Below are 16,103 nucleotides of genomic sequence, written 5' to 3'. Positions count from 1 at the left end.
GTTCATAAAAAAACGCCCGTGTAACGGGCATTTTTTTATGAAAAAAATTAAACTTGAGGATGCTTGATCACAACTTTTTCACACAAACTCATAGCTAAATTACTATCGTAATAAGCCGCTTCATTAATAAAACAAGGATAAACAATGTCTTTTCCTTGGTAATTGATTTCAGTTCCATCAAATAAAGCAAAAATAGGATCGCCAGACTTTATTGCTTTAAAGTCATTACCTTCTATATTTTTATGTACCATACCCATACGTTGACCTTGGTCATTAACTGGTAGTGTTAATGACTCGAGATAACGATAAGCATCCGTTGAACTTGGTAGTTGAGGTAAAGTATCGGAATTATACATTTCAACAAAGTCTAAAATAATCCCTGTCATTTTTGCCATTTGTTCATTTACTTCATGTTTTAAGACACCTTGTGGCACAGGGCCTACTTCTACAATAACTCCACGTTTAGCTATGGTAGATAAAAGATGATGTTTATCATTAGCTATGTGATCTTCATCCAACATTACAACAGCTTCTGGCATGACTTTATGCATATAAATAGCAAGTAAGTCATAAAACTCACCTTGCTGTGGGATCAGTAATGAAGGTCCCATATTTGACGTGGTATTGTGTAAGTCTATGATCAAGTCTGACTTTGGATTGCCTTTTGGCCCTAATTGCTGATTGATAACTTTGGCTCGTGATTGCTCATAATTACTCAGGCTCATATCGGCCAATGACTCAGCAGAGAATTGTCTATTTAAGTCACTATCAAAATAACGTTTGTTAAGCTCAATTGCCTTGGTATTCGCCAATAAAGTTTCAGTCGTAAATGAAGAGCGAGCTATAAATTGAGGTTCGTCGTCACGCCAATAGTTAACAAGATAAACTCCGGCCAGTTCATTACCATGAGTTCCACCAACTATTGCTACGTTATTAATTATATTTTTCATTTTGCATTCTTCAAATTTTGAATGTGAATATCGTCCAAGCCTATCAGGAACTAATCTTAAGCCACAATATTAATTTATTTTTAGTTATAAATAAAAATAAATTAGTATTGTATCCGTTCTACTTAAAGATGCAGACTTCACCTAGAATGAGAAACGCCTTTAGGCAAAGCATTGATCGAAGATAATGATTATTCTTTTTCAAAATCAATAAGGCAGTATGAAGCGTTTCTAAACCCGATTTCCTGAAGCGAGCATGTTCAAGTAGAACGGGTATATAAGCGTTAGGTCGTCAATTTACTAAGGTTAATAGCCTGTGCTGTCATAGCTATTGTTGATATTATCGCCCACTATTACGTGAGCCTCTGATATAACTCACTCTTTCAACCAATATGGGTATAAATAAATGTTTAAAAAACCAGTTACTTGGATTGTATTATTACTTGTTTGTATGTTGGTATTTGTATTTTGGCCGGTAGCCGATATTTCTTCTGCCAAAAAAGGGGCCGATGAACCAACTGTCGTTGAAACTCAAGCTGTCCAAAAACAATTTTTAAAAGATGAAATAGTAGCATTAGGCACAACTCAAGCTAACGAATCAATTATTTTAACTAGCCAAAGCACTGACCGTGTCAAATCGGTTCATTTTGATGATAGTGATAGTGTTAAAAAGGGACAGTTGATCGTTACACTGGAACATGCACAAGAACAAGCCGAGTTAAAAGAATTAGAGATTAAGTTCGCTGAGCAAAAAAGGCAATTACAACGTTTATTAGATATTAATAAAACCAGTGCGCCAGCCGAAAGCGCCATAGATAGCCAAAAGAGTTTGATGGAATCAACACAAGCTCAATTGTCAGTAGCTAAAATAAAATTATCAGAAAAGTTCATTTATGCCCCGTTTGCTGGAAAATTAGGTCTACGTCAAATAAGCCCAGGGCAACTATTAACAAGTAATACTGAAATCACGACACTTGATGATTTATCAGAAATTAAAGTTGAATTTGAATTACCCGAAAAGTTTTTAAACCGCGTAAGTTTTGGTCAACCGGTATCAGCTAAAAACATTGCTTACCCAATCGCATTTAAAGGTAAAATTACTAGCATAGCGTCGCGGTTAGATAAGGCCACTCGTTCATTTAAAGTGCGTGCCATTTTCCCTAATAAGCAATTAAAGCTTCGAGCTGGAATGTTATTACAGTTAATTGTTGAAACCCAATCGATAGAAGTATTAACCGTACCTGAAACATCCATAATCCCATTAAATGCAGAGCATTATGTTTATCAAGTAATTGATAACAAAGTTCACCGAGTACAGGTTATAACAGGCCGACGTAAACCAGGTATTGTTGAAGTTGTTTCTGGTTTGGTTGAAGGTGATGTTGTGGTTAGCCAAGGCGTAATAAAAGTGCGTGAAGGCTCAATGGTAACAACTGCTGAAGCAATGGCCAATACTACGGCAACTAAGGAATAATTTATGTTGTTATCAGATATTTCGATTAAGCGTCCAGTATTTGCAACCGTTGTTAATATGTTGCTTGTTACTTTTGGGATCGTTGCTTTTTTTATGTTGTCGTTACGTCAATATCCAGATGTTGATCCACCAATTGTTTCTGTAAATACCAATTACCCTGGTGCATCGTCTGAAATTATTGAAAGCAAGATAACGCAAGTATTAGAAAGCCGTATTTCCGGTATAGAAGGTATTAAAAATATTACGTCTAGTTCCAGTAATGGGCGTTCTCAAATCACTATCGAATTTAAAACCACTCGCAATATCGATTCTGCTGCCAATGATGTGCGTGAGCGAGTATCTCGTGCATTAAACAATTTACCAGAACAAGCTGAACCCCCAGAAGTTTATAAAGCCAACGACGATGAAGATGTTATAGCTTGGTTTGTAATGAATTCAACAACCATGAGTAGCCTTGAATTAACTGACTATGCCAATCGGTATATTGTCGACCGTTTTGCCGTTGTTGATGGTGTTGCCCGTGTACGTTTAGGTGGTGGTCGTGATTACTCAATGAAAGTCTGGCTAGACCGGGACGCAATGGCAGCCAGAAACGTTACCGTTGCCGATATTGAAAACACCTTGCGTAGAGAGAATATAGAACTTCCAGCGGGGGAAGTTAAATCAACTGACCGAATTTTTAATGTGCGTATTGAACGTTCCTATAAAACTCCAGAGCAATATAAATCGTTAGTAGTTGGTAAAGGTGAAGATGGTTATTTAATTCGTCTTGGTGATGTAACTGATGTTGAATTAGCTGCTGAGAATGAAGAAAATGCATTCCGTGGTAACGGTAAAGACATGGTTGGTTTAGGTATCATTAAGCAATCTAAAGCTAATACATTAGACGTTGTGCGTGGTGCAAGAGCTGAATTGGCAAGGTTACAAGAAACTTTGCCAGAAGGAACTGAAATTTCAGATTCCTACGACTCGTCTGTTTTTATCGCCAAATCTATTGAAGAAGTTTATAGCACTCTAATTATTGCCATTATCTTAGTTGTGTTAGTGATATATATATTCTTGGGAAATATCAGAGCAACCTTTATTCCAGCAATTACAGTGCCTGTAGCACTAATCGCAACGTTTACAGTTTTATTGATGCTAGATTTCTCCATTAACTTATTAACATTACTTGCTTTGGTATTAGCAATTGGCTTAGTCGTCGACGACTCGATAGTGGTGTTGGAAAATATTTACCGCCGTATAGAATTGGGCGAATCACCATTAATGGCAGCTTATAATGGAGCAAGAGAAGTTGGTTTTGCGGTTATTGCAACCACCCTTGTTTTAGTATCGGTATTTATTCCGCTAATCTTTTTAGAGGGAAATATAGGCCGGCTGTTTGTTGAGTTTGCCGTGACAGTAGCCACCGCAGTTATTTTTTCAAGTATTACAGCGTTAACATTATCGCCTATGCTGTGCTCAAAAATATTAAAGCACAAAGAGCGTGAATCTAAATTTGGTAAATGGTTAGATGATGGATTTACCAAACTAGAAAACAGTTATGAAAATCAGCTTAAATCAGCCGTTAGTAATAAATTTGGTTTGGTTATTATTATGGTACTTGCGTTAGTGACTATGATTGGATTATTTCAAACTATACCGCAAGAGTTAGCACCAAAAGAAGATAGAGGTAATTTCTTTGTTATTATTAAAGGTGCAGAGGGCGCTAGTTATAAGAGTAATCTTAAGAATAGTAAATTAGTAGAAGAACGTTTATTACCTTATTACGAGCGTGGAGATGTTAGTCGAGTTCTTGTTAGAACACCTGGCTTTGGTGGTGGAGCTGGTGTCGCTGTTATTGGCATGCCAAATTGGGAAACTAGAGCTAAATCAACCAGCCAAGTTATGGATGAAATGTCTAAAGATGTTGCTGATTTACCAGATGTTAGAACAGTTACCATGATGCGAAGTGGGCTTGGTGGTCGTGGTGTTGGTAGCCCTGTGCAATTTGTTATTCAAGGTGATACTTATGACGAGTTAGCTAAATGGCGAGATATCATTTTAGCTGAAGCTCGTAAGAACCCTAATTTAATAAGACTCGACAGTGATTATAAAGAAACCTTGCCTCAGTTGCTGGTGGAAATTGATACTGAACGTGCATCTGATTTAGGTGTGTCAGTTGCTGATATTGGTGGCACATTAGAGGCTATGTTAGGCCAGCGTCGTGCGACAACTTACATTGAACGAGGCGAAGAGTATTACGTATTGCTAGAAGGTCGTGATGAAGAATTTAATAGTCCATCAGATCTCGATGGTCTATATGTACGTTCAGCGACGACGCAGAAGTTAATACCGTTATCTAACTTAGTTAAAGTTAACGAGCAAGCCACAGCAAGTCGCTTAAACCGTTATAATCGAATGCGCGCTATTACGATAGAAGCTAACTTAGCGGAAGGTTATACATTAGGCCAAGCGTTAGACTTTTTAAATCAAGTTGTTGAAGATAATATCGACGGTAATCTAAGTATTGATTACAAAGGTGAGTCTTCTTTATATAAAGAATCTGGCAGTTCAATTGCCTTTGTTATGTTAATGGCGATGGTGGTTACTTATTTAGTATTAGCAGCACAGTTTGAAAGTTTTGTTCACCCTATGGTGATCATGTTAGCCGTTCCATTAGCCGCACTCGGTGCTTTAATGGGGTTAAAGTTAACAGGGATGACTATTAATATTTACAGCCAAATTGGACTGGTTATGTTGATTGGGCTCGCGGCCAAAAATGGTATATTAATTGTCGAGTTTACCAATCAGTTACGCGATAAAGGTGGCGAGTTTAAAGAGTCGTTACTACAAGCGTCAAAACAAAGATTACGTCCAATAGCTATGACATCATTTTCAACTGTGATGAGTGCGATTCCATTAATGATCGCATCAGGAGCTGGTGCCGAAAGCCGCTCAGTAATTGGTGTTGTTATATTCTTTGGTGTGGCTTTGTCTACGATATTAACTTTATACATAGTGCCAATGGCATACTACTGGATTGCCAAAAACACAGGCTCTCCATTGGCAATCACTCATGAAATTGAGCAACAACAGTTAGCGGAAGAAAAATCAAAGGGCTAACCTAATTAAGGTGAGGGAGCTAATTAGCTCCCTTTTTTGATTCTGTACTAGCAATATAAGCAATATATAAAAACAAACTAACACAGTGTAAACTGAATCCAGTTAAGTTAAGCATATTAAAAGGAAAGGCATCTTGACCGTTATGTTAGCAAAGACTCCAAAGATATTAACTGTCCTTACATTTATTTTTGCTTGGCTACCTGCATTTATTCTAGCAGTGATTTGTTGCTCTATGATCATTGGGGCGTCGTACAGTATAATTTATGGTATATCTTCAGGTAGCTATTCAGATACCTATGACCAATCTATCTTGTCGTTATTGTTGGGGATTTTAATGTGGGTATTTGGCTTGTTTGGTTTTGTGGGGTTATCTTCAGTGGTAATAGGACCACAATTAAAGCTAGTAACTCGAATTACTTTTCTTTTTTTAGGCATCGTCTCCGTTATTTCTCAAGCAATATATTGGGGTGCAGAGGAACCGATTATATTTAGTCATCCTTATCAAATGTACACAGCTATATTTTATAGTTGTTTATTCGTTATCGTAGTATTTGCGGTTATCCATATTGTTATAAACTATCGATTAATTAAACATTTTATCGCTGTAAACTCCGAGGTGACAGAGTAAGTTAAAACTTAACCGTTAAGTTTTTTATGCAGAGCGTTTAGCTGCTAAACTCTATTTTTTGTCAGGTAATGCCTGTTTTAACAACAAAAAAGTATTATGAGTGTGGTTATTTAATCAATGCCAAAGGCGCTAAATACTAAGGGTCCACAATGAATAAATTAGTAATTACCATTTTCAATATACTTTTAATAACTGGCTGCTCAGTCAGTCAGAATAACAAGGTTAATACCGCTGCCAACATAAATAACGTTGATATAAACAGTAAAACTCAAGAGCAATGGAATGAAATACTGATAAAAAGCAAATCGCCCGTTCGTTTAATAAAAGATAGCTCTGATAAAGGCGCAATAGAATTAATCGAAGTTTGGGCTGGCATTGCTGGAGAAAGCGGCATAAGCCAACGATACCAAACAATGGCTTTTGACAATATTAAAAAACGTTGTGGTTATGGTAAAGATGAATTTACTGAGTTTAGAATTGTGAAAAGTGATAGTAAGACAATGGAAGAAGTTTGGCTTTTTAATGACCCTAAATCATACCGAGCAGATAAGCTTTCCGGAATGACAGTCTTTTTACAATATGATGCTGTGACAAATTTCATACAAGGAGAGTTATTTGGAAAGTGCCACACTGGCAGAGGAACCTCGTTAGGTATTAACAACTAAATATAAGAACGCAAGTAAACTTCTAACTTGTAGTTCATAAGCAATGTGCTTTGTGTTTTTTTAATTTTAAGCTCACTCACTCTCTAGTGTTTTGTCCCACAAGGTAACTAAATTACGGCCATTTGATTTTGATTTAAATAACGCTAAATCAGCTTGGTCAATTAATTCAGTAGGATCTTTTGCATTAAATTTAATGGAGGATACACCAAAGCTACATGTCGTCGTAATCTCGTCAAAATGGCTAGTTTCAACTTCTAGGCGCATAGCTTCGGCAATACGCATCGTTTGCTCTTGAGACGCACCAGGTAAAACAATACAAAACTCTTCGCCACCAAAGCGCGAGACAATATCATTTTGGCGTACACAAGTTTGTAAAATGTTGGCTACTTCACGAAGTACTGAGTCTCCAGTACTATGTCCGTATGTGTCATTTACCGCTTTAAAGTGGTCTATATCAACCAGAATAATGCAATACTCGTCTAGCTGTTCTGAATTTGCAAAGTCTCTATTCATAAAGTCGAACAAAATTCGACGGTTGTAACAGTTGGTTAGTGGGTCGCGAGCGGCTAGATAATTAAGTTCTTTATTTCGTTTTTTTGAATTGGAAAATTTCAAATAAATAAATATCACAGCGAGCAAACATATCGCTAATAATGAAGCTAGCGCGATACTCGCATATTGATTTTTGGTGAGCTCTAATTCAGAAATTTTTCTTGCTTGCCCAGCTATTTCAATTTCACTATTTTTCTTAGCCAGTTGAAGTTGATTAAGTTTGGCTTTTTCTTTTAATGACTCCAATTCCATTTCTATTTTGTAAGAATGTAAATTTGCTTTGGCTAGGATAAGTTCATCATCTTCTCGTTCTTTTTGGAGCACTCTAGTTAATGAGAGTTCTTTTTCAGCATAACGTAGTGATTCAGTAATATTCCCTCGCATTTTTTCTGCCTTGCGAAGTAAATTATAAGCGTCTAATCTCTGTGATTTATAATCAATCTCAGTGGATAATTTCAACGATTTTTTTAACAATTCTACTGCTTTGTCGATATTGCTCGTTAACAAAGCGCGACCTAAGTAAGTTAACGCTTTTGCTTGATATGTTTTATGACCTATCTCAGTAGCAAGCGCTAAAGACTCCTCATAGTAAGCTATAGCTCGGGTATGGTTATTGTGGCTAAGATTATTTTGTGTACGACCATTTAGAGCCGCTTTATCTTGTGTCTCATTGTCTTGAGCATAATAAATATTTCCAATGATCCGTGCCGTTATAGAACACTTTGATTTTTCATTTAACGCTTTATATATATTATGAGACTTTTTAGCCATCGTCATAGCCGATGCGTAATTACCAGAACTCAAGTCAATAACCGCCATTTCTCTTAATGCGGTAGCAAGATCTTTAGGGTCCACTTTTTCTTCAGGTAGATCAATTGTTAGTTGGTAAAATGATCTGGCCTGTTGGAATTTTTTTAAACGTGTATAAACAAAGCCCATCTGATTTGACGTATTGAGCATGGCACTGATGTTATTGACCGCTTTGTAATATAAGTGAGCTTCATGCACATAGTTAAGTGATTTTTCGTAACGACCAATATGTCGATAAATTATGCCGGTGCCCAATAATGCTTTAGCACGCCCTTCAGGATCTTCTATTTGTTCGTGTATTTCTAAAGCACGCATTGAATAATCAAGTGCTATTACATAATTCCCGAGATTACGCTCAGCTGTGGAAAGGTTATGCAAGGTATGAGCTATGGATTTTTTATCTTCTAACTCGATAAATATATCTAATGTTTTTTTATAAAAAGAAGCGGTTTGTTTTTTATCTTTTAAGCGTTTATAAGATTGAGCGATTCTTTTATAAGTTTGAGCAAGTTGTTTTTGTATCGTTTTATTGTCGTTTGAAAGGTGGCTTGTGGCATTGCTGTATTGCACGATGGCATCGCTATAATTTTCTTGCTGGTAATAACCGTCGCCTTTGGTCACTAAGGTTTTTGCTATATATAATTCATCGCCATATTGCTGTGTTACAGGCAGTAACTCATCAATTATTTTATTAGCGTCGTCATAGCGCTTTGCGGTAAAAAGGCTATTGGCGTAATAAAGTGAAGATTTTATCTGTTCACGCTCATCACCCAAACCTTTATAAATTAGGGATGCTTGATAAAAGTGCTCCATTGACTGATCGATCTCATTTGATTTTTCAGCCAATTTCCCTAACAAAGTATGAGCCTGTGCACTTTTATTAAGATTGTTATGTTCGTTTGATAATTTAAGAGCTTTATTAGTCAACTCTATGCTTAGAGGGATATTGGTATATTTAAGTAGCTTAGCTTGTTTTAATAGTTCAGAGTCAGATAACTTATCTATTTCAATACTGGTTACAGACGTTTGAGGGGCATTGTCTTGCGAATAAGCGCTGGATAAAAAGAACGTAAAAATACCAAAAGTAAGTGGGCGCGCGTATTTATTAATTAATCGTGTAAAAGACAATAGAGTCTTTTGAATAGAGAGAGAGGCTCTATAAAAAAAAGGAATTACTGAATACCATTGGTATAAAGTAGAGTGCAAAAGCATAGATAATCGCCTAAATGTGTCCGTACTTTGGGAATACGCATAATGTTTTATCAGCAAAGTATATATTATTTTGAATACTTTTTCCTCTAAAGTGGGGATTGTTCTCTTTATAAAGGTAAATACTAAGAGAACTTAGTTGAATTACTTATTTCTAAAAGTCACAAGCAAAGTTGTTATTTAATACTAATTTAAATTTTTAAATATAGCGGATTTTCGTTGCCGACAAATCAATCTTATCTAAAATCTCCCTATATCACTTGTATTAATTACACTGGGTCATTGAGTCTTCGGTGTGTTGGGAGTAATATCTCGTATCTTCTATTTGATCAGTTACCTACGATTTATTTATCAGACAATTCGGCTCTCTTAATTAAACTCATCAAATTAGAATTCTTATTTTCGAGCTTATATCATGCTAACGTTTCATTGATATGGCTCTGGTTTATCTATTATATAGGAAGTGATAATGGCAGCTTTTGGTAGTGTTTTTATGCCTCAAATGGCAATGGCAACATTTGAAAATGGTAAGTGGAGTGCAGCAAGTCTTGTCCCCGCAGATAGCATGCAAATGCATCCCGGTGCACATGTGTTGCATTACTCAAGTACGTGTTTTGAAGGTTTAAAGGCATTTCGTCATGAAGATGGCAGTGTGCATGTATTTCGTATAGATCAAAACATTAAACGCCTAGCGCAAAGCAGCCAGTTTTTATCATTACCAGCTATTGATGAAGCGCAAGTCACTAAAATGATCACAGACATTGTGGCCAACTTTGCAAGTGAAGTACCTGCACCTCCTGGTTCAATGTACATTCGCCCTACACACATAGGGACTGAAGCAGCAATTGGTAAAGCGGCCGTTCCAAGCGCAAGCTCAATGTTGTACGTATTACTTTCACCTGTTGGCGATTACTTTACTGGCGGCGCTAAAGCCTTACGTCTTTTATTAGATGAAACCGGTATGCGCTGTGCACCTCATATGGGAATGATCAAAAGCGGTGGTAACTACGCCAGCGCGTTAGGCCCAATTGTGAAAGCCAATAAAGAAGTACAAGCTGATCAAATCTTGTTCTGCCCAAATGGCGATGTACAAGAAACAGGTGCTGCTAACTTCTTATTAATCGACGGCAACGAGATCATCACTAAAGGTTTAGACTCAAGCTTTTTACATGGCATTACACGTTCGTCTATTTTGACCTTAGCTAAAGACTTAGGTATGAAAGTGACAGAACGCGATATGACGGTGGCTGAATTAATTAAACTAGCTGCAAAACCAGAAGTAGAAGCTGTATTGTCAGGTACTGCTGCGGTATTAACATCGGTTGGTACTTTTATTCATAATGATAGTGAATACACAGTAGGTTCTGGTAAGCCGGGGCCAATTGCCGATAAATTGCGCCTAGCATTGAACAATATTCAATGGGGTAAAGCAGAAGACACTCATAACTGGTTAACAAAAGTGTGTTAATTACATTGCCTTTATAAATATCAAAATAAGATATTTACCAAGACAAACAGAAGAAATAATAAGGCCGCGTTATATGGAAATAACGGTGGCCTTTTTTTATTTAGAAAAGGCTTAATCCACTAAAAACTCTTTCTATAAAAACCTCATAAATTTTTAAGTCTTTAACCCAATATTTAATATAATTGGAATTATATTTTGCTCTAAATGGTAGTTCACAAATAACCAGCAAACACGTAACATAGTGTGACACTAATCTTAGGTCTATTTATGTTCCAAGCGCTTTCAAAAGTACTCATTCTATCAGTCATGCTTTTTTCCTTTATTGGACAAGCAATGGCAAATGACATCTTTAGTTCTTGTGAAATATCTACCGCCGCTAGTGTTGATATTCAGCTGAATGAAAATATAAATCCTGATGACGAAGCTAATTCTACTGAGAATACAGACGATTGCTGCGACGATGAATGCTGCGGTTCGGATTGCATTTGTGCTTTAAATGGCTGTTCGCCTGTAACTTATCTAACGGTTGGTATGGATAATTCCGAGTTAGGGCTTGTTAGTGAATTTTCATATATACAACAATCTTTTGTTCAGACTAAACCTTTTACCACCTCTCGGTATCGTCCTCCCATTTTTACCTCATAAAACATTGCACGCGGCTATCCGTGTGTAGGCTTTTAAATAATCGAAAGTAACGTAACTAAAAGTAACGTAATCAAAGTATCAGCTTTATTGTATTGAGCTAGTACTAAACATTGCCCGAGGTAAAAAATGCAAAAAAATTATAAAAAATTAGCAGTGATTGCACTGTTGGTTCCTGCATTAGCACAAGCTAATGATAAAGATGAGATCCCAAATAAGCACCATGATGAACATGACCACCATGAAAAAAATGACAGCACAATTGAGAAAATCCAAGTTAACGCATCACGCTTAGGTCGTATTGTTACCGAATCAGCAACACGCACCGAAGTCATTGATGGTGAAGAAATTCAAGAGAAAGCCCTAATGCGCCCGGGTAATATCTCTATGCTGGTGGCTGAAACGGGTGGCGTTAGGGTGCAAACTACATCGCCAGCTTTAGGCAGTGCCAATATCAGATTACAAGGCATGTTTGGACGATACACTCAGTTGTTAAGTGATGGCTTGCCATTATATGGAGGCCAAACTGCTTCAATCGGTTTGTTACAAATCCCACCAACGGACCTTGCTAATGTTGAAATCATTAAAGGCTCAGCGTCTTCACTGTACGGAGCTTCGGCTCTTGGTGGCGTGATCAATTTAATCTCAAGAACACCTAATGACGAACCTGAAGGTGAGGTGTTAGTTAATGTCACTTCTAAAAATGGTCAAGATATTACCTCGTATTTCTCATCGCCACTGACTGAGTCAACTAGTGCATCTGTTACCGCAGGTGCTCATCACCAAGAACAACAAGACTTGGATGATGATGGTTGGATAGATATGGCCGGATACAAAAGAGCCAGTGTTCGTCCTCGTTTTTATTGGCAAGATGATACCGGCGCTAACTTGTACCTTACTTTTGGAGCAATGACTGAGCAAAGAACGGGAGGCACAGTTGCAAATTCAAACTTTCCTGAAGAAGGTGCAACACTTCCAGACGGCAACCCATTTGCGCAAACACAAGATTCGTTAAGAACCGACATTGGTTTTATTTATGATAAACCAGTAGGTGAGGTGATGAATGTTAATGTTCGTGGCTCAGCAATGAACCAAGATCATGAACATGAATACGGCGCTGTGTTTGAAGATGACAGCCATCAAAGTCAACTCATTGAAACTAGTCTTTCAGGCTATACAGAAAAAGCAGCATGGGTTGTTGGTGTCGCTTTCCAATCAGAAAAATACAAGTCAGAAACCTTTCCAATACATGATTATTCTTATCAAGTTCCTGGCGTATTTACACAAGTAGACTTTGATGCCAACGATGAGGTTTCATTATCATTGAGCACTCGCGCAGATTGGCATAGTGAATATGGTACTCAAGTTAGTCCGCGTATCTCAATGTTATATAAGCCCGGTGATTGGACGGTAAGAGGCTCTTACGGACAAGGCTTTTTTGCTCCTAGTCCATTTATTGAAGACATAGATGAAGCGGGTTTATCGCGCCTTGCACAGCTAGAAAATATAGACGCTGAAACCGCATCAACTGCATCTATGGATATTAGTTATGTACTAGGTAGTGTGGAAACCAGCATGACATTGTTCGCCTCAGATGTTGAAAACGCCACGGAGCTTGAAGTTATCGACAGTGTAAATGCCACATCAGATAAACAAGTTCGTATTGTTAATGCCGCAGGAGAAAGCCAAATAAGAGGTGTTGAGCTGTTATTACGCTATCGCTGGCAAGACATTAAATTTACCGGAAGTTATTTATACACAGACGCAACAAAAGCCGATAACACAGGTACTAACCGTATTCCACTTGCTCTTACACCAGAACATTCAGCTGGCGCAGTGGTTATGTGGGAAGAGCACGGTAGTCATATGGTTGGATTTGAGGCTTATTACACCGGCAGCCAACAATTAGAAAATAACCCTTACTTAACTAAAAGTAAGCCGTATTGGCACTTAGGACTGTTAGGGCAAATTACCATAGGCAAGATCAGTTACTTTCTTAATGCTGAGAACCTGCTGAATGTTAGACAAACCAAAGACTATTCTTTAGTTCTGCCAACACAATCAGCAAGCGGAAGATGGACAACTGATATCTGGTCAAGAAACGACGGCTTCACGGTAAATGCCGGGCTTAGATTTAAATTTGGAGAATAGTTTTATATTTAGAAGTTAAAAGCGAACCTAGCGGTTCGCTTTAATCAAATAGTTGAAATAACTGGATTAGGTCAATGCACCTTTATTCCAGTGAATACAAACTAACGCTTATATGTGTAGTAGCAAACCTAACTTACTCATAAGCATATTTAACTTCTGCTTTCCAAGCTAGCTGAGCTCCAAGGTTGTCTTGGTAATCAAAAGCGTAGTAAGAGTTCGTCACTGGATGATATGATGCATCCATTAACTCTTTTATATCAATAATGTCTTTAAAATTTTCTTGGGTAACGTCATATTTACCCCAATATTGCCCTTTGCCATCATTACCACGGTCATATTCCATGCCTTTAATTAAAATATCTGGAACCTCTTTGGCTAAACGGACAAGATCTTCATTTTCATTTAATTTTTCTTCAAGGTAAATTCGTTCATCTTCAGTTATATCGCCAGAGACAACTAACTTGTCATTTTCATCAACGGAAAACCCCCAATCTTTTTGTGCTAAAGTCGGTGAATCCGTTTCTAAATCATTCATAAATAGTTGAAACTCATCCCGTATTTTTCCAATTTGAATAGGTAACTCACCAAAAGAAATTGTATTGGTCATTTTATCTAGCAATTCTGGATCATCAGCTAAAACAGTGGTTAATTCTAGAGGTTTGTCGTAAGTAACTTTAGGAATATGTTCAGCTTTAGTATAAATATCATCAGCCAATGTTTGAGACTGCACTTTGCTTACTGCGTCAGTTAAGTTGCCGGTGGATGACTTGCTAACCTCAACAGGCTTTGATTGTCTTTGAGCTTGTGCTGTTGCGATTTCTTTTAATGCGTTCTGAGTGATTTCCATATTAAATTCCGTCTTTCTAAAAAACTAGGCTAGATGACTTATATTACCGAGCTGTTATTAATAAACTAACTAATAAGCATATTTAGGGTCAGCTCTCAATTGTAATTGACCTCTAAGGTTATCTTGGTATTTTATAAGGTCGACATTATTGGCCGCGAAAAATCCCATTTCTTTTGTTGTATATGACTTATCCAATAGTTCTTTTACATCAATAATGTCTTTAAAGTTCTCCTGAGTAACATCGTACTGTCCCCAGTACTGACCTTTGCCATCATTACCACGGTCATATTCCATGCCCTTGATTAAAATATCTGGAACTTCTTTAGTTAAACGTACAAGCTCTTCATTCTGATTTAATTTATCTTCAAGGTAAATTCGTTCATATTCTGTTATATCACCAGAGACAACTAACTTATCATTTTCATCAACAGAAAAGCCCCAATCTTTTTGGGCTAAAGACGGTGAGGTTGTTTCTAATTCATTCATAAAAGCTTGATACACAGGTTGTATTTGACGGACATGGGTTGGTAATTCCCCCATAGGTATTGTATTAGACATTTTATCTGACGTTGCAATATCATCAGCTAAAACAGTAGTAAATTCTAGCGGTCTACCGTAAGTAACGTTAGGAATATGCTCAGCTTGAGTATAAATATCATCAGTCAATGTTTGGGACTGCACTTTGCTTACTGCGTCAGTTAAGTTGCCGGTGGATGACTTGCTAACCTCAACAGGCTTTGATTGTCTTTGGGATTGTGCAGTCGCGATTTCTTTTAATGCGTTATGAGTGATTTCCATAGTAAATTCCTTTTATTCAAGCAGAAACATAATTTAAAATGTGCTGTTAATTTATACATCGGCTGGTTAAATAAAAACTTTATTAATTAGTGGTATAGAGAGGTTTTTTACTAAACTATATTTTCAACCGTCAACTAGAACCGCACCATAAGTGAATTTAATTGCTAATATTATTTGTACTATGTGTTAAACAATTTTTAACGGATTAAAATATGGCTATCAAGTTTCATCCTCAAAGGGGAGCAATGTTGATGTGTGATTTTACAAATGCTTTTAAACCACCTGAAATGGTAAAAAAAAGACCAGTTATTGTGATATCACCTCGCTCAAGAAGGAAAAGTGGTTTATGTACAGTCGTTCCTATAAGCACTAAAGAACCAGTGCTTATCGAAAAGCACCATGTGAAAATTGACTCTGGATACTTACCTCCTAGCCCTTTCTTTCAAGGGCATAATAATCAATATTGGGTGAAATGCGACATGATTTATAGAGTTGCTTTTCATAGGCTAGATTTGATCAGGATAGGAAAGTCAAAAAACAGAAAATATTACAATGAACTTATTCCTTCTGAATTATTAGCTTGTATCACTGAAGGTGTAATACATAGTATTGGGGCAGGATATTTACTGAAATAACAAGAGTATATGAGCCAACCAAGGAATAGTTTTAATCCGTTATTGAGTTTTTAATTAAAAAAACTATAATTACCTAGTTCCCGCTCTACTTTTGTATCGGGCTTTTGAGACTACATTAACTTGTAGCTACCGCTAGAATAACGATGACAAGTCTCTAGTGGTATGAATTAAG

Annotated in this window: 12 protein-coding genes; 8 read left to right on the top strand and 4 right to left on the bottom strand. The window is 37.0% G+C overall.

Annotated features, from left to right (window positions below):
* Positions 1-47: 47 nt before the first annotated feature.
* Positions 48-950, bottom strand: coding sequence for an aspartoacylase (locus Q0940_RS14005; protein WP_299269701.1), 903 nt, complete (start codon positions 948-950; stop codon positions 48-50).
* 403 nt (positions 951-1,353) lie between these two features.
* Here Q0940_RS14005 and Q0940_RS14000 point away from each other — a divergent pair, with 403 nt between their 5' ends.
* The 4 genes from Q0940_RS14000 to Q0940_RS13985 all read left to right on the top strand — a co-directional run bounded on the left by Q0940_RS14000 (position 1,354) and on the right by Q0940_RS13985 (position 6,819).
* Entirely contained in the window at positions 1,354-2,421 is a 1,068-nt protein-coding gene (locus tag Q0940_RS14000) for an efflux RND transporter periplasmic adaptor subunit (RefSeq protein WP_299269698.1), read from the top strand.
* A gap of 3 nt (positions 2,422-2,424) precedes the next feature.
* Positions 2,425-5,526 carry an efflux RND transporter permease subunit gene (locus tag Q0940_RS13995; protein ID WP_299269694.1) on the top strand — a complete coding sequence of 1,034 codons (3,102 nt, stop codon included), beginning with the start codon at positions 2,425-2,427 and terminating at the stop codon, positions 5,524-5,526.
* Positions 5,527-5,659: 133 nt separating this feature from the next.
* Positions 5,660-6,154 carry a hypothetical protein gene (locus Q0940_RS13990; protein ID WP_299269692.1) on the top strand — a complete coding sequence of 165 codons (495 nt, stop codon included), beginning with the start codon at positions 5,660-5,662 and terminating at the stop codon, positions 6,152-6,154.
* A 149-nt stretch (positions 6,155-6,303) separates the two neighbouring features.
* Entirely contained in the window at positions 6,304-6,819 is a 516-nt protein-coding gene (locus Q0940_RS13985) for a hypothetical protein (RefSeq protein WP_299269690.1), read from the top strand.
* A 72-nt stretch (positions 6,820-6,891) separates the two neighbouring features.
* Here Q0940_RS13985 and Q0940_RS13980 read toward each other — a convergent pair whose 3' ends face one another.
* Complete coding sequence (locus Q0940_RS13980; RefSeq protein ID WP_299269687.1) at positions 6,892-9,309, bottom strand: diguanylate cyclase; 2,418 nt, start codon at positions 9,307-9,309, stop codon at positions 6,892-6,894.
* A gap of 550 nt (positions 9,310-9,859) precedes the next feature.
* Here Q0940_RS13980 and Q0940_RS13975 point away from each other — a divergent pair.
* The 3 genes from Q0940_RS13975 (at position 9,860) to Q0940_RS13965 (ending at position 13,651) form a co-directional block, all read left to right on the top strand.
* The gene (locus Q0940_RS13975; RefSeq protein WP_299269684.1) at positions 9,860-10,858 is read left to right on the top strand and encodes a branched-chain amino acid aminotransferase; all 999 of its coding nucleotides are present in this window, start codon (positions 9,860-9,862) and stop codon (positions 10,856-10,858) included.
* Between the two features lie 333 nt (positions 10,859-11,191).
* The gene (locus tag Q0940_RS13970) at positions 11,192-11,503 is read left to right on the top strand and encodes a hypothetical protein (RefSeq protein ID WP_299269682.1); all 312 of its coding nucleotides are present in this window, start codon (positions 11,192-11,194) and stop codon (positions 11,501-11,503) included.
* A gap of 126 nt (positions 11,504-11,629) precedes the next feature.
* Entirely contained in the window at positions 11,630-13,651 is a 2,022-nt protein-coding gene (locus Q0940_RS13965) for a TonB-dependent receptor (RefSeq protein ID WP_299269680.1), read from the top strand.
* A gap of 133 nt (positions 13,652-13,784) precedes the next feature.
* Here the strand turns inward: Q0940_RS13965 and Q0940_RS13960 are convergent, their stop codons facing one another.
* Complete coding sequence (locus Q0940_RS13960) at positions 13,785-14,498, bottom strand: hypothetical protein (RefSeq protein ID WP_299269677.1); 714 nt, start codon at positions 14,496-14,498, stop codon at positions 13,785-13,787.
* A 69-nt stretch (positions 14,499-14,567) separates the two neighbouring features.
* The gene (locus Q0940_RS13955; protein WP_299269674.1) at positions 14,568-15,296 is read right to left on the bottom strand and encodes a hypothetical protein; all 729 of its coding nucleotides are present in this window, start codon (positions 15,294-15,296) and stop codon (positions 14,568-14,570) included.
* A gap of 212 nt (positions 15,297-15,508) precedes the next feature.
* Between Q0940_RS13955 and Q0940_RS13950 the strand changes: the two genes are divergently transcribed.
* On the top strand, positions 15,509-15,931 hold the full coding sequence (locus Q0940_RS13950) for a type II toxin-antitoxin system PemK/MazF family toxin (RefSeq protein ID WP_299269671.1): 423 nt from the start codon (positions 15,509-15,511) through the stop codon (positions 15,929-15,931).
* Positions 15,932-16,103 lie beyond the last annotated feature (172 nt).

The organism is uncultured Psychrosphaera sp. (genome assembly GCF_947500655.1).
In the GTDB taxonomy this organism is placed as follows: domain Bacteria; phylum Pseudomonadota; class Gammaproteobacteria; order Enterobacterales; family Alteromonadaceae; genus Psychrosphaera.
The sequence above is the reverse complement of the archived record's forward strand: the minus strand, read 5'-3'. Positions and strand labels throughout refer to the sequence as shown.